Raw genomic sequence first — 25,920 nt, forward strand, 5'->3', positions numbered from 1 at the left:
CCCTTATTCTTCGTCCACGCCGAATTCGGCGTCCAGCTTGTTCATGCGCCAGGCGTAGTTGAAGATCAGCACCAGAAACACCAGGATCGATCCCTGTTGTGCGAACCAAAAGCCCAGATCGGTTCCGCCTACGGCAATCCCCGACAGCAACGGACGCAGCAGAATGCCGAATCCAAACGACACCAGCGCCCAGATCGCGAGGCTGATGTAGATGAGGCGCAGGTTGGCCTGCCAATAGCCCTTATCGGACTCGGCAGTCTGCGCGGAGTTTGTTGAATGATCCGCCATCGCGGGTTCCTCCTTCGCTTCCTCGTTGGACGGCCCGATGCCCACATCCTCCAGTGCGTCGGACCGCTTCTCACTTGCGCCAGACGCCATGTGACGTCAGGCAAAACTCCTCCAGTCCGCCAAAGCGGTCTTTTGAAGTATTCTGTTTGGGATCAGAGCCTTGCGGCCCTAAATCCACCCCCTATTTCATGACTTCGTCAACGATCCCTTCAAGGTCATTGGCAATGTCTTCGATCCTGCCCATGGCGTTTGTACGCTGCAGCACGCCCTGACCGTCATAGTAGGCGATCAGTGGTGCCGTCTGCGCGTGGTACGCTGCAAGGCGCGAGGCCACCGTTTCGGCATTGTCGTCGGCGCGGCGCTTGAATTCGGTATGGCCACACTTGTCGCATTTGCCTTCTTCGGCAGGCTTCTTGAACTGGTCATGGTAGCCTTCACCACAGCCGGCGCAGGTGTAGCGGCCCGAAATACGGGTCACCATCTCCGCGTCTTCCACCTCGAGGCTGATCGCGGCGTTGATCTTCTGGTTGTTCGATGCCAGCAGGCTGTCCAGCGCTTCGGCCTGAACCGTCGTGCGCGGGAAACCGTCCAGAATGACGCCTTTGGCGCAATCCGGCTGTGCCATGCGGTCGCGCAGGATGGCGATGACGATCTCGTCGCTTACCAGATCGCCGGCTTCCATAACGGCTTTTGCCGCTTTGCCGGCTTCGGTTCCGGCCGCGACCGCTTCGCGCAGCAGGTCACCGGTGCTGAGTTGTACAAGTCCGAATTTCTCTTCCAGCATCCGGGCCTGAGTTCCCTTCCCGGCACCCGGAGGGCCGAGAAGGATGAGAACGGCGGGCGTGGTGATCGTGGCAGCGTCCATCATACCCTCACTTGTTCGCACGGTTTTCGATCAGGTCTTCAACCACCGACGGATCGGCCAGTGTCGAAGTGTCGCCCAAGGATCCGAAATCGTTCTCGGCGATCTTGCGCAGGATACGGCGCATGATCTTGCCCGAGCGCGTTTTCGGCAGGCCGGGTGCCCACTGGATCACATCCGGGGACGCAATTGGGCCGATCTCGGTGCGGACCCATGTGCGCAGCTCTTTCATCAACTCGTCCGAAGGCTCGCGATCATTCATCAACGTGACATAGCAATAGATGCCTTGCCCTTTGATTTCATGAGGGTATCCAACCACCGCAGCCTCGGCCACAGCAGCATGTGCAACCAGCGCGCTTTCCACCTCGGCCGTGCCCATACGGTGACCGGACACGTTGATCACGTCATCTACACGACCGGTGATCCAATAGTCGCCATCTTCGTCGCGACGGCAGCCGTCACCTGTGAAGTAGTAGCCTTTGTAATCCGAGAAATAGGTTTTCTCGAACCGCTCATGATCGCCCCAGACAGTGCGCATCTGGCCGGGCCAGCTGTCTTTGATACACAGAACACCCTCGACACCGTTGCCTTCGATTTCAACACCGGATTGCGGGTCCAGAACCACCGGTTCGATGCCAAAGAACGGTTTCATGGCTGATCCGGGTTTCATCGCATGTGCACCGGGCAGCGGCGTCATCAGGTGGCCGCCGGTTTCGGTCTGCCACCAGGTGTCGACGATGGGGCATTTGCCTTTGCCGACAACCTCGTTGTACCAGGTCCAGGCCTCGGGGTTGATCGGTTCACCCACGGTGCCCAGAATGCGAAGATCGCTGAGGTCGCATTTCTCGACAAACTCATTGCCCTGACCCATCAGCGCGCGGATCGCAGTGGGGGCGGTGTAGAACTGGTTGACCTTGTGCTTTTCGCAGACCTGCCAGAAACGCGAGGCGTCGGGATAGGTGGGCACGCCTTCGAACATCAGGGTGGTCGCGCCATTGGCCAGCGGACCATAGACAATATAGCTGTGCCCGGTGACCCAGCCCACGTCAGCGGTGCACCAGTACACATCACCTTCGTGATAATCGAATGTGATCTCGTGCGTCATCGAGGCGTAAACAAGATACCCCCCCGTGGTGTGCACAACGCCCTTGGGCTGACCGGTCGAACCGGACGTGTAAAGAATGAACAAAGGATCTTCGGCGTTCATTTCGGCTGGGGCGCAATAGTCGTCAGCCTCGAGCGCCATTTCGTTGTAGTCAAAGTCGCGACCGTCGATCCAGGTGGTCTGACCACCGGTGCGCTTGACCACAAGGCATTTCACTGTGTCCTTGCAGTGCAGCAGGGCGGCGTCTGCGTTGGATTTCAGCGGCGTTTTGCGGCCGCCACGCGGCGCTTCATCCGCAGTGATCACAACCTTGGCGTCGCACCCGTTGATGCGCGCGGCCAGAGCGTCGGGCGAGAAGCCCGCGAAAACGATCGAATGAATTGCGCCGATCCGCGCACAGGCCAGCATGGCATAAGCGGCTTCGGGGATCATCGGCAGATAGATGACCACGCGATCGCCCTTGCGCACGCCAAGGGATTCCAGAATGTTGGCCATCCGGCAGGTGCGGCGGTGCAATTCTGCGTAAGAGATATGCTGGGCCGGGTCATTCGGATCATCCGGCTCCCAGATGATCGCGGTCTGGTCGCCGCGGGTTTTCAGATGACGATCCAAGCAGTTGGCCGACACATTCAACGTGCCATCGGCATACCAGTTGATCTTGACCGAGCCAAACTCGTAACTGACGTCCTTGACCTGAGTGAAGGGCTTGATCCAGTCGATGCGCTTGCCTTGCTCGCCCCAGAATGCGTCGGGGTCGCTGATTGAGGCTGCGTACATGTCAGCATACTTTGCCGCATCGACATGCGCACGAGCGACGGTTTCTGCGGATGGCGGATAAGTCTTGGCATCTGCCTGGGCAGCGGTGGTCATCTTTGAGGCTCCTCCCTCTGGACTGGATTGCTTGTGGATTTTTTGCCTGTCATTCAGGCAATGTCGATCCTGTTCCTCCCCAAGTTTGAATATTACCGCGTTCTGAAAATAAATAAATAAATTGGTGTAATCCTTGGATTTCTTTGTAAAGAAATTTCAACAATATGGCCAAATCTGTAAAAAAATCGGCAAAAGAATCACTAAAATAGAACAAAAACAGCCACTTAAAAGTAACGAGAATTGAGGGCGCTGTGTGTCAATTGTGGTTGCAACGACAGGTGACCTCAAGGCTTCTGTCGTCTTGGGTCGTTTCTGGGGCTTATTCTGCAAAATACGCAAATCCCGGTTAGGGTTGGCACAATCGAATGTTGGCGCTAGCTTGATCGGCAAGCGCCTCGGTAGGGGGCGCACCTATGGGAGACGATACTATGAAAAAGATGTTGAGCGGTGCCGCAGTCGCCGCCCTTGGCGTTGCTTTTGTGACCGAAGCCGCGGCGACAGAATGGAACGCATCCGTCTGGGGCAAGCGCCGCGCCTTTACGGAACATGTTGAAAAGCTGGCCGAACTGGTCAGCGAAAAAACCGGTGGCGAATTCACCATCAATGTCAGCTATGGCGGGTTGTCCAAACCCAGGGAAAACCTGGACGGGATCGAAATCGGCGCCTTTGAGATGGCTCAGTTCTGTGCTGGCTATCACCGCGACAAGAACCGGGCGATCACCGTTTTGGAACTGCCGTTCCTGGGTGTGAATAACCTGCAGGAAGAAGTTGCGGTAAGCCATGCGGTATACGACCATCCGGCGGTCAAGGAAGAGATGGCGCAATGGAACGCCCGCATCATCATGACCTCGCCAATGCCGCAGTATAACCTTGTCGGCACGGGCGAGCCGCGGGATGAACTGGCTGAATTTGACGGAATGCGGGTCCGGGCGACCGGCGGCCTTGGCCAGGCCTTCGAGGCGGTCGGAGGGGTGCCGACATCGGTTCCGGCGACCGAAGCCTTCAATGCGATGGAATCGGGCGTCGTCGACACCGTGGCCTTTGCCCAGCACGCGCACCTGTCATTCGGAACGATCAACGAAGCGGACTGGTGGACCGCGAACCTGAATCCAGGAACGGTGAACTGCCCGGTTGTCGTCAACATCGATGCCTACGAGGCCCTGCCAGCCGAACATCGTGAGGCTCTGGACAGCTCGATTGACGAGGCGATCGATCACTACCTGGCGAATTACGGCGGCTTGCTCGAACAATGGGACAGCGTGTTGGAAGAAAAGGGTGTCCAGAAGGTCATGATCGACGAAGCGGTAATTGAAGAGTTCCGCACAAAGGCCGCTGATCCGATCCGTGAAAAATGGATTGCGGACATGACCGCACAGGGCCTGCCGGCACAGGACCTTTACGATCTTGTCCAGACGACGCTGAAGCAACAGCGCGGCGGCAACTGATCCATAAGGCCGGGTGCTTTCAAGGCGCCCGGCAACAAACAACAAGGAAACACCGGAATGGCAGGACAAGCCACGGTTCTGGTAGACGGCAGCCGTCTGAGCCAGTTGGATCAGCGTTTGCTCGTGCTCGAACGGTTTCTGGCACTGATCAGCGGATTGGCGGTTTTTTCACTGATGGTATTGGCCGTTGTGTCGGTCAGTGGCCGAAATGCGCTGAATGCTCCTTTGCCGGGCTATGTGGACTGGATCGAACAGGCGATGCCTCTCATCGCTTTTCTGGGCATTTCATATGTTCAGCGTGATGGGGGGCATATCCGGATGGATATCGTTATATCCCGCTTGCACGGTCGGGCTTTGTGGCTGTTCGAACTGCTCTCGGTGGTTCTGATCCTGATCCTGATGCTGGCTTTGGTTTGGGGCAGTTGGTCTCATTTCGACCGGTCCTTTGATTTTGGCGCCCCAATGTGGAGCCGGGACAGTTCGATCGACATCGGTATACCCTTGTGGCCGGCCAAGCTGCTGGCACCCGTTGCATTTTCCGTTCTCTGCCTGCGCCTTGCGCTGCAAGTCTGGGGGTATGGTCGGGCGTTCTGGCTGGGGCTGGACGCTCCGGCGGCCGTTCCGTTGATACAGGATGCAGCGGCGCAGGCGGCGGCCGAGGCCGAACAGTTCGAAGGGCAGGACTGATAGATGGACACGATTGATATTGGCCTCTGGGTCACTGGCGGCCTTCTGGTTCTTGTCGTGGCGGGTATGCGGGTTGCCTTCGCAGCCGGTTTGGCGGGACTTGTCGGACTGTTTTGGATTTTCTGGGCCAAGTTCGGTTACGATCCGGAACGGTTTGGCAAGGCGCTTACAGTGGCGGTCAAGACCGCGGGGCAGGTGCCACATTCCAAGGTCGCGTCCCACACTCTCAGCCTGATTCCGACCTTCATCCTGATCGGGTATCTGGCATATTACGCGGGGCTTACCCGCGCTTTGTTCGAGGCCGCAAAACGCTGGGTCGCATGGGTGCCCGGCGGGTTGGCGGTTTCGACCGTTTTCGCCACGGCCGGCTTCGCTGCGGTGTCCGGAGCTTCGGTTGCGACGTCCGCCGTCTTCGCCCGTATCGCGATTCCGGAAATGCTGAAGGTGGGCTATAACAAACGCTTTGCAGCAGGTGTGGTTGCCGCGGGCGGGACGCTGGCCTCCCTGATCCCGCCTTCGGCCATTCTGGTGATCTACGCGATCATCGTCGAGCAGGATGTCGGGAAACTGCTGTTGGCGGGTTTCATTCCGGGTGCGTTTTCCGCAATCGTGTACGGCCTTCTGATCGTTGGGATTGCAGTGATCTTCAAATCCGTTGGCCCGCCGGTCACGGGGTTTTCCTGGAAACAGCGCTTTGCAGCACTTCCCGGTGCCATTCCGATTGTCGCCGTCATTCTGATTATCATTTGCTTTGTCTATAACCCGTTTGGTGAAAAAGCATGGGGCACTCCGACGGAAGGCGGTGCCATTGGCGCCTTCATCGTATTCTGTTTCGCCTTGTTCCACGGAATGCGCTGGGCCGAGTTCAAATCTGCGCTTTTGGAAACCGCCAAACTGACGGCGATGATCTTTTCGATCATCTGGGGCGTTCTGATCTATGTCCGCTTTCTTGGGTTCGCCGACCTTCCGGGTGCCTTCTCGGATTGGATTACGGGGCTCGAAATGTCGCCCATGATGATCTTGATCTGCATTCTACTGGCATATGCGGTGTTGGGCATGTTCATGGACGCGATCGGGATGCTGCTTTTGACCTTGCCCGTCGTCTATCCGGCGGTGATGGCCCTGAATGGTGGTGAAACCGTCAGTGCCGCCGACAGCGCGTTTGGAATGTCCGGCCCGATGTGTGCGATCTGGTTTGGCATTCTCGTCGTCAAAATGGCCGAGTTTTGCCTGATAACACCGCCCATCGGGCTGAACTGCTTTGTCGTTGCCGGTGTGCGCCCGGACCTGAGTGTTCAAGATGTGTTCAAAGGCGTCACGCCCTTTTTCATCGCGGACGCCCTGACCATCGCAATGCTTGTGGCATTCCCGGGTATTGTCCTCTATCTGCCATCGCTTGCGGGATAGCTCGGAAGCGAGGCTCTGCCTCGCGCTCCGGGATATTTGTGGCCAGATGAAGTTCGGATCCCTTGATTCATCTGGCTGAAAATATCCCGGGGGAGGCGCGCGCAGCGCGGCGGGGGCAGAGCCCCCAAGATTGCGTGCTATCCAGCTCGCATCAACATTCCGAACAGATCGCGCGGATCGTCCGGGTCGGCCAACATGTCCAGCGGTTCAAAGAAGGTTGTGCCTTCAATCGCCTGTTTCACAAAGCGCAGGGCCGAGAAATCCTCGATGGCAAAGCCTACACTGTCGAACAAAGTGATCTGCCGCTCATCGGTGCGCCCCTTGGCGGCGCCGGTGATGACCTGCCACATCTCGGTCACAGGGTGATCCGCGTCCAGCGCCTGAATTTCGCCTTCGATCCGGGTTTGTTCAGGGTACTCGACGAAGATGTCCGAACGCAACAGGATGTCGCGATGCAACTCGGTCTTGCCGGGGCAATCGCCTCCGATGGCGTTGATGTGCACGCCGGGCCCGACCATGTTGTCGGTCAGGATCGTTGCGTATTTCTTGTCTGCCGTGCAGGTGGTGATGATCTGGGCACCTTCAATGGCGTCTTCCGGCGTCTTGCAAGGGATGACGGTCAGGCCCTTGCCCTGCAAGTTCGCAGCGCATTTCGACGTGGCATTCGGGTCGATGTCATAAAGCCGAACGGTGTCGATCCCGCACATTGCCTTGAAGGCAAGGCACTGGAATTCGGACTGTGCGCCATTGCCGATCATTGCCATTGTCCTGGCATTTTTCGGGGCCAGATAGCGCCCGACCAATGCCGAAGTCGCAGCCGTGCGCAGCGCGGTCAGCATTGTCATTTCGGTCAACAGCGTCGGATATCCTGTATAGACGTCTGCCAGCAGGCCGAATGCGGTAACGGTTTGCAGCCCCTCGGAGGTGTTCTTGGGATGGCCGTTTACGTATTTGAACCCGTACGCCTCACCATCCGAAGTTGGCATCAGCTCAATTACGCCATGAGGAGAATGCGCCGGAATGCGAGGTGTTTTGTCGAAGCTTTCCCATCGTTTGAAATCGGCCTCGATCTGAGCGGCAATCTGCGTGATCATCTGTTCGACGCCAATGTGGTGTACCAGTCGCATCATGTTGTCGACGGAAACGAATGGTACCAGGGCCTTGTCTGAAGGTTGCATGGTGCTCTCCTATCGGCGGGCAAGGTGAACGCCTGCAATCATGCAGCGCACGGACCCACCGGCGGTTTCAATTGTTGGAACGGACAGCGGCAACGGTGTTGCACTGTCCTGGATTGTTGCGATTTGGTCTGGTGTGAGGGCGGCAAGTGCCCTGCTGGACAGGGCCAGAACCAACCCATCCCGTCCGGTCAGCTCAATGGCGTTACCTGCGAACTCGGCAATTTGGTTATGCGTCAGGTCAATGACCGTTCGACCGGATTCTTCCAGCCGATTGCGAACGGTCATGCGGCGGGCCGGGTCCGAAATCATGTCGAGGCAAATCAGGGCGTAATGCGTTCCGATACCCATCAAAACGTTGGTGTGATAAACGTCCCGGCCCTTGGCATCGCGGGCTTCGAAGGCGATTGGTTCATAGTTGAAATGTGTGCAGAACCGTTCCAACAGGACCGGATCGGCGCGATTGGACGTCACCGTGTAGGCGATACGGGCCACGTGATCCAACACCATCGCGCCGGTCCCTTCCAGTGCCAGATTGTCTTGTTCCAGCCCGGAATAGTCGATGACATCCTGCACACGGTATTCCTGTTTGAGCAGTTCGATTACATCGGTCCGGCGTTCGCGTCTGCGCGATGGCACGAACATCGGGTAGATCGCCACATGGCCGCCGGGATGCGTCGAGAACCAGTTGTTCGGAAAAACGCTGTCAGGTGTGTTGAGGTCGCCGAAATCGTCAAACACATGAACAGTGACTCCGGCGTCGCGCAAGTGCTGCACCGCCCGATCATGTTCATCCCTGGCCGCTTCCGACGTGGCCTGGGCGGATGCGGTGCTCAGCGTTTGAAAGGCATTGTCATCGCGTGTTTCCGGGTTGGACGCAAAAGCGTGCGGCCGGATCATGACAGCGGCAGATGGCGCTTGAAGAGACAGCATCAGAAACTCCGGGTGGGACGGTCGAAGATACGGCGACCCATCAACGAGGCGGCCAGATCGACCATCAGTTTTGCGGTTCGGCCCCGGTCATCCAGAAACGGGTTCAACTCGACCAGGTCCAGCGAGCAGACAAGCCCGCTTTCATGCAGCAGTTCCATCACCAGGTGGGCTTCGCGCTCGGTTGCACCGCCGGGCACGGTCGTGCCGACCGCGGGGGCCACTGCCGGGTCGAGGAAATCGACATCCAAAGAAACATGTAGCAGAGCGTTTTCCGCTTTCACGCGATCAAGAAAGGCCAAAAGGGGGGCTTTGATACCGTTTTCATCGATGCTGCGCATATCCGCCAGCATGGCGCGGTCTTGCTCCAGCGCCGCCCGTTCCGCCGGGTCGACAGAACGCAATCCGATCATGCCGACGCGATCCGTTGGTACGACGGCGGGCAAAGGGGGGAAATCCTCGAATCCGGGTCTGCCAGTGAAATACGCCACCGGCGTTCCGTGCAGGTTGCCGCTGCCGGTACTGTCCGGAGTGTGAAAGTCGCTATGGGCGTCAAGCCATAGCACGAAAAGGGGGCGGTCGATCCGAGCAGCATGGGCGGCCATCCCGGCCACCGTACCCATGGACAGGGCGTGATCACCCCCCATGAAAATCGGAATGCCCTGACCCGCCGCGTCTTGCGCAGCTTTGCTGAGAGCGCGCGTCCACCCCACGCATTCGGGCAGGGCGAACAGGTGCGGGTGTTGGGGAATGTCGACGTTTTCGGCCTGCACGTCGCCCCAATCGTGAACGGTGTGACCAAGATCAGACAGTGCTTGATCCAACCCTGCCACGCGATACGCATCAGGTCCCATCCGGCATCCCTGACGACGTTTCCCGGCGTCCATTGGGGCGCCGACCAGTATGATATCCTTGATTTCCATGTGTTCATTTAGGCCGTCGGACTGTCTTGCGTGAAGTCGGCAAAATGCTCAAAATGGTCTCGGAAAATCCTTTATGAGAAGATGCCATGGACGAATTGGACAATCGGCTGCTCAATGCGTTGCAACGGGATGCACGGGCAAGCCTGTCAGAGCTGTCGGAAACACTGGGCGTGACCCGCACCACGGTCCGCAGCAGGTTGCAGCGGCTGAAACAGTCCGGTGAAATCGTCGGCTTTACCGTCCTGACGCGTCGCGATCTGGCGCAAAGCCCGGTGCGCGGGTTGATGATGCTCGAGATCGAGGGGCGCGGGACGGAACGCGTCATGGCCCGGATCGGAGCCATGCGTCAGGTGACGGCAGTTCATTCGACAAATGGCAGTTGGGATCTGATCGCCGAGATCAGTACGGAAACCCTGGCTGAACTGGATGAGGTTCTGTTTCAGATCCGAAGGATCGACGGCGTGACGCGTTCGGAAACGAACCTTTTGCTGTCAACACGCAAGGGGCGGCTCTAGCGCTTTGAGATAAAACCAAAATGTGCCAGAGTCCGTTGGCAGATGATGTCTGAATCGTCGACGGGCGGGTGAGCCGCGCGTGGTATCTGCGATCAGAAACTGACGGGGACGTGCAGCATGACCAATGCGGAAAGTGACGGTGAACCTCTGGCCGTACACTGGGCCGAAAAGCTTACGGCCATGTTGGAAAAACCCTGGCTGCGGATTGCAATACCGGTTCTCGTGACCGGGATCGCGCTGACGGTTCTACATGATTTGTCGGCGCATGTGAAATGGTCGGATGTCCAGACCGATATCGCAACGACGTCGTGGAAACTGATGTTTTTCGCATTGTGCTGGACCGCGTTCAGTTTCCTGTCGCTGTCGCTCTATGATGTGTTTGCCGTGCAAAGCGTGGCGGGCGGCAAAGTGCCATTGCCTGTTGCCGGAATGGCAGGGGCCAGCGGCTATGCCGTGTCGAACTGCCTGGGTTTTTCCTACATTACCGGAACGGCGATCCGGTATCGGATATATGCGTCGCTGGGCTTGGATCTGGGGCGGGTGGCCGGGGTTATCGCAACGTCCTGGGTCGCGTTCTGGATGGGGCTTGTTCTGGTTCTGGGTGTGCTGCTGACCGTGCATCCGGACGGGATCTCGAAAGTGATGCCTGTCAGCGAAACGGTGGAAACCGTCATCGGGCTGTGCCTTTTGGGGGCATTGGTTGCGATGTTCATATGGTTGTCCAGCGGCGGCAGGCGGTTGGCCGTCGCAGGTATCGGGTTTGACTTGCCGGGTGGCAAACTGGCCAGCCTTCTGACACTGGCCGCCATCGGAGATCTGGTTGGCGCGTCCATGGCGCTCTATGTCCTGATGCCGGACGATCTGGGCGTTGGCTATCCCTATTTCTTCACGATCTACATCGCCGCCATCGCCGTTGGAATCCTCAGCCACGCGCCGGGCGGGCTCGGGGTATTCGAAGCCACGCTGATCGCGGGGCTTGGGGCGTCGGGACGTTCGGATGTGATCGCAGCCTTGTTGCTGTATCGCGTCGTTTACACCTTCTTGCCGTTCGGTATCGCCAGCGTGTCGATTGCGGTCGCGTCCGCACTGACGCAAAGGCACAGGATCGGCGGCGCCGCGACATGGGTCTATCGGGTCATCCGTCCCATTGTTCCGATGGTGGCAGCCGGGGTTGCGGCCGTGGCAGGGGTGGTCCTGCTGGTGTCCGGCGCTTTGCCAGCGGGCACGCAGAACCTTGGTGTTCTGAGAGAGGTCTTGCCGTTGTCGTTTGTCGAGGCATCGCACCTTGCCGGCAGTGCTGTCGGCGTGCTGCTTTTGCTGGTGTCCCGCGGTTTGTTTCGAAAGCTCTACCGCGCATGGGTGGTGGCCATGTTGTTGATGGTGGCCGGGTTCTTTGCCTCGCTGGCAAAAGGGCTGGACACTCACGAAGCGCTGTCGATGCTGGGCACGATTGGCCTCCTGGCGATGTTCCGCGGGGCGTTTTATCGGGTCAGTGGCGCGTCGATCTTCAGGCTGAACATTCCTTGGTTGGTCAGTGTCGTGGCGCTGCTGGCGGTGATATTCTGGATTGGACTGTTCGCCTATTCCCATGTCGAGTACCAGAACGCCCTGTGGTGGGAGTTTGCCTGGAACGGTGACGCTTCGCGCTTTTTGCGCTCCAGCCTCATCGTGGCGGTGATCGTGGGCGTCGTGGCCGTGAACTCTCTGTTCGGGAGAGAGATTCCGACGCCCGTGCGCACGGAAATCCCCGAGGTCGTTGAACGGCTTGTGATGGAGTGCGAAGATACCGAATCCCAAATATCGCTTACCGGTGACAAGCAGTTCCTCATCTCACCGGATCAGACCGCATTCATTGCGTATGCAGACACGGGCAACGCTCTGATCTCGAAGGGAGAGCCGGTCGGCGATGAAACGGCGGGGCGGCAGTTGATCTGGCAACTCAGGGAAATGGCGGACCGAGAAGGAAAACTGTGTGCCTTCTACAGTGTTTCAACCAAATACCTGCCGACATTTCTGGATCTGGGCCTGTCGATCCTGAAGATTGGTGAGGTCGCGCGGGTTCCGCTCAGGGATTTCTCGCTGGACGGAAAGTCACGCAAGCGGTTCAGACAGGCCAGAAACCGGGCCGAGCGGGAGGGCTATGTATTCGAGATCATCCCGAAAGAAGACCTGGCCCCGGTTTTGCCGGAACTGCGCGCGATTTCAGATCATTGGCTGGCACAAAAGGCGGGTGCCGAAAAGGGCTTTGCGTTGGGGGGCTTTGACGATCAGTATCTGTCATATTTCGATCATGCGGTTCTGCGTAACGGTAAGACAGGCAAGATCATGGCCTTCGCCAACCTGTTTCAGGGCGGCAACAAATCCGAACTGTCGCTGGATCTGATGCGCTATGAGCCTGACAGCCCGAGCTTTGTAATGGATGCGCTTTTTGCCGAGATGATGAACTGGGGATCGCAGCAGGGGTTCCACTGGTTCTCATTGGGTGCGGCGCCGTTCTCAGGCATCGAAAACCGTCAGCTTGCATCACTTTGGAACCGCATCGGCGGCTTTGTCTATGAACATGGTGAGCAGTTCTATCATTTTGAAGGTTTGCGCGCCTTCAAACAGAAATTCGATCCGGAATGGAGCCCCAACTATCTGGCTAGCCCCGGCGGGCTGGCTGCGCCCCGCGTCCTTTACGAGGTCAATATTTTGATCTCGGGTGGGCTGCGCGGGTTGACCAAGTAGCGCCTAGTTCAGGCTGGCCCGGGTCGGGGTTTTTTCAAGCAGATCGCCCCAATCGGTGCGATAGGCCATTTCCGCCAGCACGGTTTCAGGCAGGAATTCCTGGTTTTGCCGGATCTGCCATCCGCCGCCCAGACCCTTGTAAACGGCAACCAGATTGCTGGACACCTGCTGCCGCGCTTCGATCAGATTTGCCTGTGACCGCAAAAGCGCGGTCTGCGTGTTCAAAATGCGAGAATAGCTGGCGATTCCGTCCCTGTACTGGCTTACGGCGATATCTGCGGCCTTGCGCGAAGCTTCGACGCTTTTCTGATAGAACCCAACCTGTTTTCGCGCTTGCGCATAGGCGACCATTGCGCTTTCCACCTCGGAATACGCGGTCAGAACGGTATTCTGATAATTGGCAATCAGGGCTTGATAGGCTGCATCCTGCGCACGGACGTTGTTTTTGATGCGGCCATAGTTGAGCACGTTCCAGACCACGCCGGCACTTGCCAGACCGGTGGAGCTGTTGCCGCTGAACAGATCGCGCCCGCCCGATGCCTGCAAACCGATCGCGCCCGACAGCACGAACTGAGGATACAGGTCAGCCATCGCGATACCCACCTGCGCCGATTGAGTCGCAGCAGCCAGTTCCGCCGCGCGGACATCCGGGCGGCGGCGCAGCAATTCTGCCGGCACCCCAACGGCCACATTTGTTCGCGCTGACGGGATACGGCCGGAATTCCCCAGCAGGTTGGTCATCCGGGACGGCGTGGCCCCCAGCAGCACGGCCAGCGCATTCTTGGTCTGTTGCAGGTCGCTTTCCAACTCGGGCACCAAGGCCTTGGTATTGTTGAGCAAGGCAGTGGATTCCTGAACGTCCAGTTCGGTCGTGACCCCGTTGTTGAACCGCAGCTGGGTCAGGTCCGCCGATTCCTGCTGCAATTTGATGTTTTCCCGGGCGACCGCCAACGATTCCTGCAACGCGCGGATATTGACATAGAGCGCGGCCACGTCGCCGGTCAGTGTCACCAATGCGTCATCATAGTTTGCGACCTGCAAAGCCAGATTCGACCGCGCCGCCTGCACGCCGCGCCGTTGTGCGCCCCAGACATCCAGCTCCCATTGGGCGTCGAACCCAACCTGAGACGTCGAGAATTCGGTATCCAGGGGGATGATCCGGTTGATATCGGCAACAGGCCCAAGATTGTCGCTGATTTGCCGCCGCTGCAAAGACGCGCCTATGGCCTGGGATTGCGGGTACAATTCGCCGAAAGCGATCCCCAACTGTGCCCGCGCTTGAAGCACCCGCGCTCCCGCGACCTGAAGCGTCAGGTTCTGGGCATAAGCTTCGGCAATCAGACGGTTGAGGGTCGGGTCATTGAATGTTTCCCACCATTTGACCACGGGTGCGCTGCGCGATGTCAGGCCGCTTTGGCCGACGCTGGGGCTGTTTACCTCGATCCATTGCTTGACGACCGGAGAGTTCGGGCGCACGAAATCGGGCCCCACGGGCGTGCAGGCCGCGAAGGTGGCGGCGCAAAGTGCAGTTCCCATCAACCGGCGGAGTGTCATGGCGCGCATCCTCAGATATCCAGCGGTCGAATGAAGTTGGCGAAGGAATAGAGACGGATGTTGATGCGTCTCAGGAACTCAAAGCTTTTGCCCATGCCGGTGTAGATCGCCACGGCGGCGTGGCCGCCAGCCGGGAAAATGTGCCCTTCCGGGATATCGACGGTGATCTGCACGGCAATTCGACCGGGCAGTTTCGGCAGTTCAAAGCCGGGCAGGCGGCCTGAAGGGATCAGTTGCCCCTGGCGCGTGGCCCACCAGATCGCCTCGACCTTGCCCGTCAGGATTTCGCCCGGGTAAAGATCCAGCGCCACTTCGACCTCTTGCCCCGGTTCCACGAATTTCAGGTTCTGCTGTCGAAAGGTCGCAAGGATATAGGGGCTGTCCTCGGTCACGAAACTGGCAATCGCGCCCAGTCGAACATCGCCGACGACCAGACCGGGGCGGGCTTGTTGCGATACGATCATGCCGTTTTCAGGCGCGTAGATTGTTGTGTTTTCAAGAAAATACTCAGCTTCGGCCAACTGCGCCCTTGCCTGGAGAATACCCGTGTTAACCCCGTCTATCTGGGACTCCACGGCCAGTCGCGCCTTTTCCAGATTTGCTTCGGCCTGTTTGACGGCAGCAAGGTCTTCGGTCACCTGCTCGTTCCAGCGGTCCAGTTCGTCTTGCCGCGCTCCACCGGCGGGCACAAGAGTTTCGTACCGGGCTTGCTGAGTCTGCGCATAAGCCAGCTGCGCGTTTGCGCGTTCAACAGCTTCGGTCGACGCGATCACATCCTGTTCCAGAATCTTGGAATTCTGTTCAGCGGCGACCAATTGCGCCTGCGCATTGTCTACCGCCAGCGAAAACACCGTGTCATCAAAGCGGTAGAGCGGATCACCCTTGGTGACCGGTGTGTTCGGTTCCACAAGAACTTCGGTCAGGATCGTCGGCTGTGTCAGTTTGGGAATGATCTGTATGGTCGAACGCACCACGTGGCTGTCGGCCGAGAAGGGCTGAAAGAACCGCAATGCGACCAGAAAAATCAGCAACAGGTGCGCGCCAACCCAAAAGGATACGATGCCCCAGGCGATGTTGAATTTCAGCAGTTCCAGCTTGAAGAAAATAAGCCAGACGAAAATGATGTAAAATAGCGTGATGCCAAGGGCGACAAACATGTTTTGTGACTTCCTCTGGCCTTAGCTTTGCTGCGGATCGTCTGTTTCCAGACGACCTTGATATTCAGGCCGGACATCACCACCCAGACGTTTGATTTCATCACGAATGGCGTCTTTTTCCTCGTCAGGGCCACGGCGAATGTCGACCGTAACGCCATCATGGAACGCCCACATGAAGGCATGGACCCAGGGCACCACGGCCAGAAATCCCATCCAGCCCATGATCTTTACGGCCTCGGCATGGGGATGGTTGCGCTTGATGGCGATCCGACCCGGAAGGCCCATGAGAAAGAGAAACAGTGCCATCACCGCCGCCAGAAGCAGGATCAATGCCACGAAAGTCAGATAGTCATAATAGCCAAGCGGCTGTCCCAGTAATCCCATGCTCGTGCCTCCTTTTTGGGGAAGGTTACGGTATCTTCAGTTGCCGGCGTCCAACTCGTCAATCAACTTGTAGCTTGTCGGCGGGTCGGCGCAGATACCCGGCCCGCATTCCAGCAAGGTTGAACCCGCGTTCAGCACCGCCAAAGCCAGCATGACGAAAAACGCGATCTTGGCCAGAGCATTTCCGCCGAACCTTGGTTCCTGACCAGAAGGGTCCGCGTATTGGCGATCAAACAACAGCATGATCGACGTGCCCAGCAACACAAGGAAAAAGGCGATCCCGGCCCAGGTATAGTAGTGCAGGCCCAAAACAGGAGAGCCGTAGTGCCCGGTGCCGGGTACGATATGCAGAAGTATTTGGCGGATCGATACAGTGCCGCCATACAAGGCCGCAATCAGCACGATGGCATAGTGTTGCGGCCGTGGACCGTAGAGCAGGTTCAAACCAAGCCCTACGCCGACGGCAACGAACCCAACACGTTGCAGCAGGCAAAGCGGGCAGGGCAGCTCATAGAGGACAAGCTGATAGAAAAACGCCAGGGCCAGTACAAGGCAGACGGCAAGCATACCGATCGCGTTGAGGGTGCGGGACAGTTCAGGTGTCATGGCAAGCCCCTCAGAGTTGAATTGTCAGCGGTGTGGTGGCGTGGAATTTCAGCCAGTAGATACACATGGCCAACGTGACGAAAAACAAGGCGTTGCCAGCCTTGGTCAACTTGAAATAGTTCAGCCCCATCGTGGCGATAAACAACGAAAATAAAAGCGCAATCATGGCCCGGTCCTCCCCTCCCGTGCACAAATTCTTGTATGAAGGATAGTGTCAGGCCAAGTTCGATCTGGCAAGCCGCGCAACTCGCCCGGACGTTGTTATTTGCCCGCCTCTAGTCGCAGATGATGACACCAGTCTGCCACTCGCGACAGTGCTCTGGCAGCTTGCCGGGCAAGGGCAGGTCGCTATAGACCGTGTCAAGTTCGGCAATTGATCCTATCCGCGCCGGGGCCGAGCGTTGAAACTTCGAATGATCGGCAACCAGATAAGTGCGGCGCGCCTTCTCGATGATGGCCTGGCTGACCTGAACCTCCTGAAAGTCGAAGTCCAAAAGATCGCCATCCGTGTCGAGGGCCGAACATCCTATGACAGCGATGTCAAATTTGAACTGCCGGATGGCCGATACGGTCAGGTTGCCGATCAGCCCACCGTCTGTTCGACGTAAAACGCCGCCGGCCATGATGATTTCGCACTCCGGGTTTTCGACAAGAATGTTTGCAACGTTCATGTTGTTGGTCACCACCAGCAGGTTCTTGTGGTTCAGCAACTGCCTTGCCACGGCCTCGGTCGAGGTTCCGATGTTCATGAAAATTGATGCGCCATCCGGGATATCAGCCGCGCAGGTCTGAGCGATGCGGGTCTTGGCGTCCGCGTTCAGCGCGCGGCGGTCCTCGTATCCGATATTTGAAACACCCGAGCGGAGAACCGCGCCCCCGTGAACCCGGTCCAGCTTGCCCGCATCTGCAAGCTCGGTCAGGTCGCGCCGGATCGTCTGAACGGTGACGCCAAAGCGTTCAGCCAGCCCCTCGACGGTAACGCGCCCTTCGGTGCTGGCGATTTCCAGAATGTCGGATTGGCGAAAAGACAAGGACATGGGCAGTTCCGGTGTAAAGGATTGATTTTCGTTTTTGTTCTTTTTGTCGATTTTGGCAAGCCAACTTGCTTGAAAATCATACCAGTGTTGCAAAAAGAAAAAAAACGAACATAAACATTGACGAAGCGAAAGTCATTCTGGCTAATGCCCGCAACCGTGTCAGGCAGGGAATCAATGGATATGCAGTCAACGGACAACCAGATCACAGACCTTTTCATCATCGGCGGCGGGATCAATGGCTGTGGAATAGCGCGGGACGCCGCCGGGCGGGGTCTTTCGGTGACGCTGGCCGAGATGAACGATCTCGCTTCTGCCACGTCCTCGGCCTCGACCAAGCTGTTTCACGGCGGATTGCGGTATCTTGAGTATTTTGAAATCCGCCTGGTGCGTGAGGCCCTGATCGAGCGTGAAACCCTGCTGCGCGCGATGCCGCATATCAGCTGGCCCATGCGTTTTGTGCTGCCCTACCACAAGGATATGCGGTTTGATTCCGAAACGCCGACCTCGCGGTTGCTCAGCACGGTCATGCCGTGGATGCGCGGGCGGCGTCCGGCCTGGCTGATCCGGTTGGGCCTGTTCATGTATGACAATCTGGGCGGGCGCAAAATCCTGCCGGGCACGACGTCATTGAACCTGCGGTCAGCACCCGAGGGGGCCCCGTTGCAGGACAAGTTCGAAACGGCTTATGAGTATTCCGATTGTTGGATCGAAGACTCGCGATTGGTGGTTTTGAATGCGCGTGACGCCGAGTCGCGCGGCGCACAGATCATGGTCCGAACCGAAGTGACCTCGGCCGAGCGGGTCGGCGATCTTTGGGAAGTGTCCGTTCGGGATCGGAACAGTGGTGAGACCCGTTTGGTCCGGGCCAAAATGCTGATCAATGCGGGTGGGCCCTGGGTGGGCGACATCATTCAATCCAAGATCCGCGTGAACTCTCGCGAGGGCGTGCGGCTTGTTCGGGGCAGTCATATCGTGACGCCTAGGCTTTACGATCACGACAAATGCTATTTTTTCCAGGGCGAAGATGGCCGTATCATTTTCGCCATACCATACGAGCAGGATTTTACCTTGATTGGGACAACGGATCAGGATCATCCGGACCCGTCGACCAAACCGGTCTGCACCGAGGCCGAGCAGGATTACCTGTGCGCCTTTGCATCAAAGTACTTCAAAAAAAGCATAACGCGCGACGATGTCGTGTGGACCTATTCCGGCGTGCGGCCTCTTTATGATGACGGCGCAAGCAGTGCCACTGCTGCAACGCGGGATTACACGTTGAAAGTCGATGCGCAGGGCGGGGCACCTGTTTTGAATGTGTTCGGCGGCAAGATCACGACCTATCGCAGGCTTGCAGAAAGCGCGCTTGAGAAGGTCGGTGAGTTTTTCCCGAACCTGCCCGGTCCCTGGACCGCTGGTGTCGCACTGCCGGGGGGGGATTTCCCGGTGGATGCCGTCGAAACCCTGAAAGGCGATCTTTTGGCGGCCTATCCCTTTTTGACCGAAAGCTGGGCTGCCCGCCTGATCAGAGCTTACGGGACCGAAGCAAGGGATGTTTTGGGTGATGCAAAACAGGTATCCGATCTGGGAGAGGATTTTGGCGCAACCCTGACAGCGCAAGAGGTCGCGTGGCTGATGGACAAGGAATATGCCCGTTCAGCCGAAGATGCGGTTTGGCGCCGCAACAAGCTGGGCTTGCGGCTGCGTGCCGAGCAGATTGCGCGGATCGATCAATGGATGTCCGAACGGTCCGAGGATAAGGGATAGGCTGAAAACGCCTGATTTCTATTAGCGGAACTGCAAAAAAGCCCCATCAGTTCAGATGGGGCTTTCTGTGTTCAGGCGGCTTTTTCCGTAGTGTCGGGGTCGCTCTTGCTGCCCTTCAACCATTCCCGCATGCCTTGCATCAGGGCATAGAGCACGGGCACCACGATCACACCAACAAGTGTTGCGGCCAGCATCCCGCCAAACACCGCGACACCAATCGCCTTCTGGCTGGCGGCTCCGGCTCCGTTCGCGGCCAGCAGGGGGACAACGCCAAGCAGGAAAGACAGTGCAGTCATCATCACAGCGCGGAAACGCTGATACGCAGCCTCTGCGGCGGCCTCTTTGATGGAAAGCCCCTTGGCGCGTTGCTCCATGGCGAACTCGACGATCAGAATACCGTTCTTCGAGGCCAGCCCGACAAGCATGATCATACCGATCTGTGTATAGAGGTTGATGTCACTGCCCACGATGGCCACCGCCGCCACGGCCCCAAACAAGGCTACGACAACGGAAAGCAGGATTGAGACAGGCAAGGTCCAACTTTCGTACTGACCCACCAGGAACAAGTAACCGAACAGTATGGCAAGCCCGAGAATGATGATCACCAGACTGCCCGAAGCCAGCTGCTGCTGTGCCGTCCCTGTCCATTCGAACGCATAGCCCGGGGGCAGGGCGGTCGCGGATTCTTCGGTCATCACGCTGATTGCATCGCCGCTGGACAAGCCGGGTGCAGGGACCGCCGTCACCGTGGCCGACCGGAACAGGTTGTGGCGCTTCAGCAGAACCGGACCCAGCACGTTTTCAACGTCGATCAGTGTCCCCAGCGGCACCATGTCTCCGTTTTGAGAACGGACATAGAGGTTCGCGATATCTTCGACATTGTCCCGATAGGTCCCGTCGGCCTGAATCATCACGCGATAGACACGGCCGAACAGGTTGAAGTCATTGACATAGTAAGATCCCAGCTGTGCCTGCATGGTCTGAAAAATCTCGGCGACCGAGACATTCAGCGTTTTGGCTTTTTCGCGGTCCAGATCAACGAACAGCTGCGGGACGTTGGCGCGGAAGGTCGTATAGGCCTGCCCGATCTCGGGCCTCTGATTGGCCGAATACACGAACGAACCCACGGCCGATGCCAGATCCTGCGGAGTGCCACCGCCGGTTTGCTGAACTTCCATCTCGACACCGGCGGACATACCAAGGCCCTGGATGGGCGGTGGGTTGAAAGCAAGGACCGAAGCCGCTGATTCACCGTTCGCGATCGCTAGCACTTTGGCCAGAATGGCGTCCGCGCTCAGATCGTCTTCCTGCCGTTCGCTCCAGTTTTCGAGGTTGACGAAAATCGCAGCGCCGTTGGTGATCGTGCCGTTCAGCATCGAAAAACCGTTGACCAGAACCGTGCTCGCGACGCCCGGGATTTCACTTATCTGTTCATCCAGACGTGCGGTCACCGCCTCGGTCCGTTCCAATGTTGCGGCATCAGGCAACTGTACATCAACGAACAGATACCCGTTGTCTTCAAGCGGAATGAATCCGGCTGAGGTGTTGGACATGATTGTTCCGGTTCCCATGCCAAGCCCAACCACGATGGCCAGCGCAATGGCCGGAAAAACCAACAGCTTTCGTACAATGGCGACATAGCCGTTGCGTACGGTGCCGATGAAGTTTTCGAACATCGCAAGCACCCCTTTGGGAGGGCCGGACCGGGGACGAAGAACCAAGCCGCACAGGGCAGGCGAAAGGGTCAGTGCGTTGATGGAGGAGATCACGACAGCGGTCGAAATCGTAATGGCAAATTGGGAATACAGCCGCCCCGAGATGCCGGGCATGAACGTGACCGGCACGAACACCGCCAGAAGAACCAGTGTTGTCGCGATGACCGGACCCGTGATCTGGCCCATGGCTTTTCGAGTCGCTTCAGCAGGGGGCAACCCTTCATCCGCAATGATGCGCTCCACGTTCTCGACGACGACGATGGCGTCATCCACCACGATACCGATGGCCAGCACCAAGGCGAACAGCGAGATGGTGTTCAGCGACATCCCGAACGCTAGCAGGAAGGCAAAAGTACCGATCAGGGATACCGGGATTGCCACGGCTGGAATGATCGTTGCGCGCCAACTTCCCAGGAACACGAACACAACCGAAATAACCAGAATGAAGGTCAGGATCAGGGTCGAGACCACGTCGTTCAAAGACGCCTCGACAAAGTCGGTCGTGTTGAAGGGGACATCATATTCGACATCCGTCGGAAAGGCGCGGGACAGCCGCGCCAATTCCGCCTGCACACGTTCCGAAACCGCCAATGCGTTTGCACCGGGGGCCTGATAGATGCCGATGACCGTGGCTGGAACCGCCTGAAAATAGCCCGAGGCCGCATAGTATTCCGCGCCAAGCTCTACCCGGGCGATGTCTTTGACGCGGACGATGGCGCCGGCGTCGCCTGTCCGGATGACAATGTCACCGAATTCCTCTGCGGATGTCAGGCGGCCTTTGGATTTGATCGTGTACTGAAACGTCTGCCCTTCGGGAACGGGTGGCGCACCGATCGAACCGGCGGACACTTCGATATTCTGTTCCCGGATCGCATTGATGACATCCCCCGGTGTGATGGACAGCGCCGCCATCTTGTCCGGGTCCATCCAGATCCGCATGGCGTATTCAAGATTGGTCAGAACATCGGCCTTGCCGACGCCCTGCACGCGGGCCAGCGCATCGCGGAGATTGATCGAGGCATAGTTCGACAGGAACACACTGTCATAGGTCCCGTTGGGTGAGGTCAGAGTGACCAGCATCAGCATGTTGGTCGAAGATTTCTGTGTCACCACGCCGGACGAAGTCACTTCGGCTGGCAGCGACGACATGGCCTGCGCCACCCGGTTTTGAACGTTGACCGATGCGATGTCGGGATCGGTTCCGACCTCAAAGGTCACATCCAGCGAATAGGACCCGTTGTCCGATGATCTGGACGTCATGTAGATCATGTCGTCCACACCGTTGACCTGCGCCTCGATCGGCGCGGCAACGGTGTTTTCAACGGTCTCGGCGTTTGCACCGGTATAAGTTGTCGAGACGTTGACCACGGGTGGGGTGATATCGGGAAACTGCGCGACCGGCAGCACCAGGTATCCGATACCGCCCATGATGGTCAGCACCAGCGAAATGACGAGCGCCAGCTTGGGCCGGCTGATGAACAGGGCTGAGAACATCTGTTACTCTCCCGGTTGCTCAGAGGCGACGACTGCGTCAACAGCGACGCCGGGGCGAACCCGTTGCAGGCCTTCGACAATGACGCTTTCGCCTTCGCGCAGGCCGTCCAGCACGATAATCGCGGTTCCGACCGTGTCACCGGTGGTGATGTAGCGCTGTTCAACCATCTGCTTGTCGTTGACCACCAGGACAAACTCGCCCCGCTGATCGCGCTGCAAGGCGGCTTGAGGCACCAATACCTGCAAGGTCGGTTCCAGCGCTTCGATCTGCACATTCACAAAGGCGCCGTCCAGAATCAGCCGGTCTGTGTTGTCGAACTGGGCGCGAATGGTAATGGCGCCGGTCAATGGGTCGATACGGTTGTCAACGAATACAATTCTGCCGACTTCATCCATCTTAGTGCCGTTGGGCAGGATGACGTGCACATTCGGGCTTTGCGGGCTTTCCGCCAGCGATGCCGAGTTTTCACCATAAGTCTGCAAGACTGAGGTGAAGAGCTTTTCGTTCAACGAGAAATTCACGTATATGGGCGTCTCGCTGACGATATTGACCAGAGGAGGGTTGTTTGGGCCGACCACATCTCCGACGCTGGTCGTGATCCTGCCGATACGGCCGTCGAATGGCGCATGTATCTGCGTGTAGCTCAGGTCAAGCTCGGCCTGCTGGATCGCAGCATTGGCCGCCTTCACCTCTGCCTCGGCGACCAGTTCGTTGGCGCGGGCAATGTCGCGTTCTGACTCTGGTGTCGCGTCGCGTTTGTAAAGTTCTTCTTTTCGCGCCAGATCGACCTTTGCCAGTTCAAGATTTGCTTCGGCCCGGTTCAGATCGGCCTTTCGGGCCTCAAGCGTCGCCTCGTACAGGTCGGGTTCGATAGTGAACAACAGATCACCTTCTTTGACGGTCGCCCCATCCTCGACCTCGCGGCTGTTGAGAAACCCGTTCACCCGCGCCACGATATCGACCTTGTTGATTGCCTCGGCGCGTCCGATGAACGTGGCTTCGTCGGTGATTTCCTCGGTATAGGCCGCCGCTATGGAAACCTTTGGTGGTGCCCCTTCTTCCTGCGCGGTCGCCGGATGCGCCAAACCCAAGGACATCAGCATGAATGCGGCGGCCAAATGCCTGCTGATCTTGTTGGGTGAAAGGAATGCTGGGGACATGGCGAAAGCCTCGTTCGATGCGGAAACAAAAGATACCGACCCAGTCGCCACGGCGACGCGAGTCGGAGGAACCTGATCTCAGGATGACTTTTTTGCGCCGATATCTCAAGCGTGATGAGTCCCGCCCCGGTCGGGGCGGAGGTCAAAAGTTCAAGCAACTATGCTGGCTTAGGCCCTGACGTGGCCGTGGGGCCCAAACAAGAGGGGCCCGAAACGAGCCCCCCTGCGTCCAATGCGCCGGACCGATCAGTCGCGGGTTCCCGCGAACCTGTCCTGCCATTCTTCGCGCTGTTCATCCGTTATCTTGGCGAACAGAACGTCTGGCACGGTAAAATCGTGACCGGACGGCAAGGCGTTCAGCGCGGTGGCAACATCATCGGGCCAGCTGGTATCCAGCGTGTTCATCGCGCTCAGCATGCGGGCCGAGGTGTCGGGGATGAACGGTGCGCTGAGAACGGCGTAAAGCCGGATCAGATTCAGGCCAAGACGTACCTGCGCAGCGGCCTGCTCCGGGTCTTCTTTAAATGTGGACCACGGAGCCGCGGCCTGTAGATATTCATTTCCTGCGACCCAGATTGCCCGCAGCTCCTGCGCGGATTTGCGAACCTCCATCGCCTCCATATGGCCTTCATAGGCGCGGACGCGTTTGGTGAGCTCTTCGATCAAGGCCTGCTCGCGGGGGCCGAACTGTCCACCTTCGGGCACGGTCTCAGCAAATTTCGAGCGGCAGAATTTGGTGATCCGGCTGACAAAGTTGCCCAGAACGTCTGCAAGGTCCTTGTTCACCGATTGCTGGAAGTTCTCCCAGGTGAATTCGCTGTCGCTGCTTTCGGGCGCATGGCTCAGCAGCCACCAGCGCCAGTAATCGGCAGGCAGAATGTCCAGCGCCTGATCCATGAACACGCCACGGCCCTGGCTGGTCGAAAACTGGCCGCCGTCATAATTCAGGTAGTTGAACGACTTGATGTAATCCACCAGCTTCCAGCGTTCGGGTGATCCGGTCTCTTCATTGTGCGCGTTGGTGCCCAGGATGGTGGCCGGGAAGGACAGCGTATGGAACGGCACGTTGTCCTTGCCCATGAACTGGACATAGCGCACGTCGTCCGCGCCCCTGTCGATGCGCCACCAGCGTTCCCAATCCGCATCGGTCCTGCCGTTGGCATCCGCCCATTCCTTGGCGCAGGCGATGTATTCGATGGGGGCGTCGAACCAGACGTAAAAGACCTTGCCTTCCATCCCAGGCCAATCCTGATCGCCTTTCTTGACCGGTACACCCCAGTCCAGATCGCGGGTAATGCCACGGTCCTGCAAGCCGTCGCCGTCATGCAGCCACTTCTTGGCAATCGAAGTGGTCAGGACCGGCCAGTCCGTCTTGCTGTCGATCCACGCATCCAGCTTGTCCTTCATCGCGGATTGACGCAGATACAGGTGCTTGGTCTCGCGCACTTCCAGGTCGGTGGATCCGGAAATGGCCGAGCGCGGCTCGATCAGGTCCGTCGGATCCAGCTGTTTGGTGCAGTTTTCGCACTGGTCGCCGCGCGCGCGATCATAGCCGCAATTGGGGCAGGTGCCTTCGATATAGCGGTCAGGCAGAAAGCGACCATCGGCGTTGGAATACACCTGTTTCTCGCTGACTTCGCGGATCAGGCCCGCGTCATCCAGCTTGCCCGCAAAATGCTGGGTCAGGCGCTTGTTCTGCTCGCTGGACGAACGGCCGAAGTGATCGAAGCTGAGGCCAAACCGGTTGGCGATATCGGCCTGAATCGCATACATGTCGGCGCAATACTCCGCCACCGGCTTGCCAGCCTTGGCGGCGGCCAGCTCGGCGGGTGTGCCGTGTTCATCCGTGGCGCAAAGGAACATGACCTCGTTCCTCCGGCCACGCTGGTAACGCGCGTACAAATCAGCCGGTAATTGCGAGCCGATCAGATTGCCGAGGTGTTTGATCCCGTTGATGTAGGGGATCGCCGAGGTGATGAGAATCCGAGCCATGATCCGTTTCCGCGTAACTGTCTGCGCGCCCGTCTACATGATGTGATCGCCCAGCAAAAGCCCGGCTTTGGCCTGCTTGTCGATTTAGACCCCGAAGGCAACGAAAATCGTGATGCCGCAAC

General features: G+C 58.2%; 21 protein-coding genes. 6 read left to right on the forward strand and 15 right to left on the reverse strand.

The features are described 5' to 3' along the window. Positions 1 to 3: 3 nt before the first annotated feature. The 3 genes from ACR0E2_RS01630 to acs all read right to left on the reverse strand — a co-directional run bounded on the left by ACR0E2_RS01630 (position 4) and on the right by acs (position 3,125). Positions 4 to 288, reverse strand: a complete 285-nt coding sequence (locus ACR0E2_RS01630) for a DUF4212 domain-containing protein (RefSeq protein WP_152459845.1) — start codon at positions 286 to 288, stop codon at positions 4 to 6. 181 nt (positions 289 to 469) lie between these two features. Further along, entirely contained in the window at positions 470 to 1,153 is a 684-nt protein-coding gene (locus tag ACR0E2_RS01635; RefSeq protein ID WP_152459846.1) for an adenylate kinase, read from the reverse strand. A 7-nt stretch (positions 1,154 to 1,160) separates the two neighbouring features. After that, the gene (gene acs / locus ACR0E2_RS01640) at positions 1,161 to 3,125 is read right to left on the reverse strand and encodes an acetate--CoA ligase (protein ID WP_480444880.1); all 1,965 of its coding nucleotides are present in this window, start codon (positions 3,123 to 3,125) and stop codon (positions 1,161 to 1,163) included. A 428-nt stretch (positions 3,126 to 3,553) separates the two neighbouring features. Here acs and ACR0E2_RS01645 point away from each other — a divergent pair, with 428 nt between their 5' ends. The 3 genes from ACR0E2_RS01645 to ACR0E2_RS01655 are packed head-to-tail and all read left to right on the forward strand — an operon-like array spanning position 3,554 to position 6,664. Beyond that, on the forward strand, positions 3,554 to 4,570 hold the full coding sequence (locus ACR0E2_RS01645) for a C4-dicarboxylate TRAP transporter substrate-binding protein (RefSeq protein ID WP_171116347.1): 1,017 nt from the start codon (positions 3,554 to 3,556) through the stop codon (positions 4,568 to 4,570). A gap of 57 nt (positions 4,571 to 4,627) precedes the next feature. Continuing rightward, the gene (locus tag ACR0E2_RS01650; protein ID WP_152457727.1) at positions 4,628 to 5,257 is read left to right on the forward strand and encodes a TRAP transporter small permease; all 630 of its coding nucleotides are present in this window, start codon (positions 4,628 to 4,630) and stop codon (positions 5,255 to 5,257) included. Between the two features lie 3 nt (positions 5,258 to 5,260). Then, positions 5,261 to 6,664: a TRAP transporter large permease gene (locus ACR0E2_RS01655; RefSeq protein ID WP_171231793.1), complete on the forward strand. Its 1,404-nt coding sequence runs from the start codon at positions 5,261 to 5,263 to the stop codon at positions 6,662 to 6,664. A 137-nt stretch (positions 6,665 to 6,801) separates the two neighbouring features. Here the strand turns inward: ACR0E2_RS01655 and ACR0E2_RS01660 are convergent, their stop codons facing one another. The 3 genes from ACR0E2_RS01660 to rocF are packed head-to-tail and all read right to left on the reverse strand — an operon-like array spanning position 6,802 to position 9,692. Continuing rightward, positions 6,802 to 7,842: an ornithine cyclodeaminase gene (locus tag ACR0E2_RS01660; RefSeq protein WP_152457729.1), complete on the reverse strand. Its 1,041-nt coding sequence runs from the start codon at positions 7,840 to 7,842 to the stop codon at positions 6,802 to 6,804. A 9-nt stretch (positions 7,843 to 7,851) separates the two neighbouring features. After that, positions 7,852 to 8,772: a citrulline utilization hydrolase CtlX gene (gene ctlX, locus ACR0E2_RS01665; protein WP_480444883.1), complete on the reverse strand. Its 921-nt coding sequence runs from the start codon at positions 8,770 to 8,772 to the stop codon at positions 7,852 to 7,854. Next, positions 8,772 to 9,692, reverse strand: coding sequence for an arginase (gene rocF, locus ACR0E2_RS01670; protein WP_480444884.1), 921 nt, complete (start codon positions 9,690 to 9,692; stop codon positions 8,772 to 8,774). The genes ctlX and rocF overlap by 1 nt, the downstream gene beginning before the upstream one ends. A gap of 86 nt (positions 9,693 to 9,778) precedes the next feature. Between rocF and ACR0E2_RS01675 the strand changes: the two genes are divergently transcribed. Both ACR0E2_RS01675 and mprF read left to right on the forward strand, forming a co-directional pair. Continuing rightward, positions 9,779 to 10,207 (forward strand): Lrp/AsnC family transcriptional regulator, encoded by a 429-nt coding sequence (locus ACR0E2_RS01675; protein WP_152457732.1) that lies wholly within the window; start codon positions 9,779 to 9,781, stop codon positions 10,205 to 10,207. A 117-nt stretch (positions 10,208 to 10,324) separates the two neighbouring features. Further along, positions 10,325 to 12,934 (forward strand): bifunctional lysylphosphatidylglycerol flippase/synthetase MprF, encoded by a 2,610-nt coding sequence (gene mprF / locus ACR0E2_RS01680; protein WP_480444886.1) that lies wholly within the window; start codon positions 10,325 to 10,327, stop codon positions 12,932 to 12,934. A 3-nt stretch (positions 12,935 to 12,937) separates the two neighbouring features. Here mprF and ACR0E2_RS01685 read toward each other — a convergent pair whose 3' ends face one another. From ACR0E2_RS01685 to ACR0E2_RS01710, 6 genes are all read right to left on the reverse strand, one after another. Next, the gene (locus ACR0E2_RS01685; RefSeq protein WP_480444888.1) at positions 12,938 to 14,488 is read right to left on the reverse strand and encodes an efflux transporter outer membrane subunit; all 1,551 of its coding nucleotides are present in this window, start codon (positions 14,486 to 14,488) and stop codon (positions 12,938 to 12,940) included. Positions 14,489 to 14,499: 11 nt separating this feature from the next. Beyond that, positions 14,500 to 15,645 carry an HlyD family secretion protein gene (locus ACR0E2_RS01690; RefSeq protein WP_480444889.1) on the reverse strand — a complete coding sequence of 382 codons (1,146 nt, stop codon included), beginning with the start codon at positions 15,643 to 15,645 and terminating at the stop codon, positions 14,500 to 14,502. Between the two features lie 21 nt (positions 15,646 to 15,666). Then, on the reverse strand, positions 15,667 to 16,029 hold the full coding sequence (locus ACR0E2_RS01695) for a DUF3302 domain-containing protein (RefSeq protein ID WP_171116334.1): 363 nt from the start codon (positions 16,027 to 16,029) through the stop codon (positions 15,667 to 15,669). Positions 16,030 to 16,065: 36 nt separating this feature from the next. Beyond that, complete coding sequence (locus ACR0E2_RS01700; protein WP_152457736.1) at positions 16,066 to 16,635, reverse strand: disulfide bond formation protein B; 570 nt, start codon at positions 16,633 to 16,635, stop codon at positions 16,066 to 16,068. A 10-nt stretch (positions 16,636 to 16,645) separates the two neighbouring features. Further along, positions 16,646 to 16,801: a DUF5993 family protein gene (locus tag ACR0E2_RS01705; protein ID WP_171116330.1), complete on the reverse strand. Its 156-nt coding sequence runs from the start codon at positions 16,799 to 16,801 to the stop codon at positions 16,646 to 16,648. A gap of 109 nt (positions 16,802 to 16,910) precedes the next feature. Next, positions 16,911 to 17,672 carry a DeoR/GlpR family DNA-binding transcription regulator gene (locus ACR0E2_RS01710; protein WP_480444890.1) on the reverse strand — a complete coding sequence of 254 codons (762 nt, stop codon included), beginning with the start codon at positions 17,670 to 17,672 and terminating at the stop codon, positions 16,911 to 16,913. A gap of 174 nt (positions 17,673 to 17,846) precedes the next feature. On the opposite strand from ACR0E2_RS01710, the gene glpD reads away from it, so the two are divergent. Next, positions 17,847 to 19,436: a glycerol-3-phosphate dehydrogenase gene (glpD, locus tag ACR0E2_RS01715; protein ID WP_480444892.1), complete on the forward strand. Its 1,590-nt coding sequence runs from the start codon at positions 17,847 to 17,849 to the stop codon at positions 19,434 to 19,436. Positions 19,437 to 19,507: 71 nt separating this feature from the next. Here glpD and ACR0E2_RS01720 read toward each other — a convergent pair whose 3' ends face one another. The 3 genes from ACR0E2_RS01720 to metG all read right to left on the reverse strand — a co-directional run bounded on the left by ACR0E2_RS01720 (position 19,508) and on the right by metG (position 25,798). Continuing rightward, the gene (locus ACR0E2_RS01720; RefSeq protein WP_480444893.1) at positions 19,508 to 22,645 is read right to left on the reverse strand and encodes an efflux RND transporter permease subunit; all 3,138 of its coding nucleotides are present in this window, start codon (positions 22,643 to 22,645) and stop codon (positions 19,508 to 19,510) included. Between the two features lie 3 nt (positions 22,646 to 22,648). Beyond that, positions 22,649 to 23,749, reverse strand: a complete 1,101-nt coding sequence (locus ACR0E2_RS01725) for an efflux RND transporter periplasmic adaptor subunit (RefSeq protein ID WP_171228881.1) — start codon at positions 23,747 to 23,749, stop codon at positions 22,649 to 22,651. Between the two features lie 303 nt (positions 23,750 to 24,052). Next, positions 24,053 to 25,798 (reverse strand): methionine--tRNA ligase, encoded by a 1,746-nt coding sequence (metG, locus tag ACR0E2_RS01730; protein ID WP_480444895.1) that lies wholly within the window; start codon positions 25,796 to 25,798, stop codon positions 24,053 to 24,055. Positions 25,799 to 25,920 lie beyond the last annotated feature (122 nt).

The organism is Ruegeria sp. A4, from assembly GCF_056543025.1.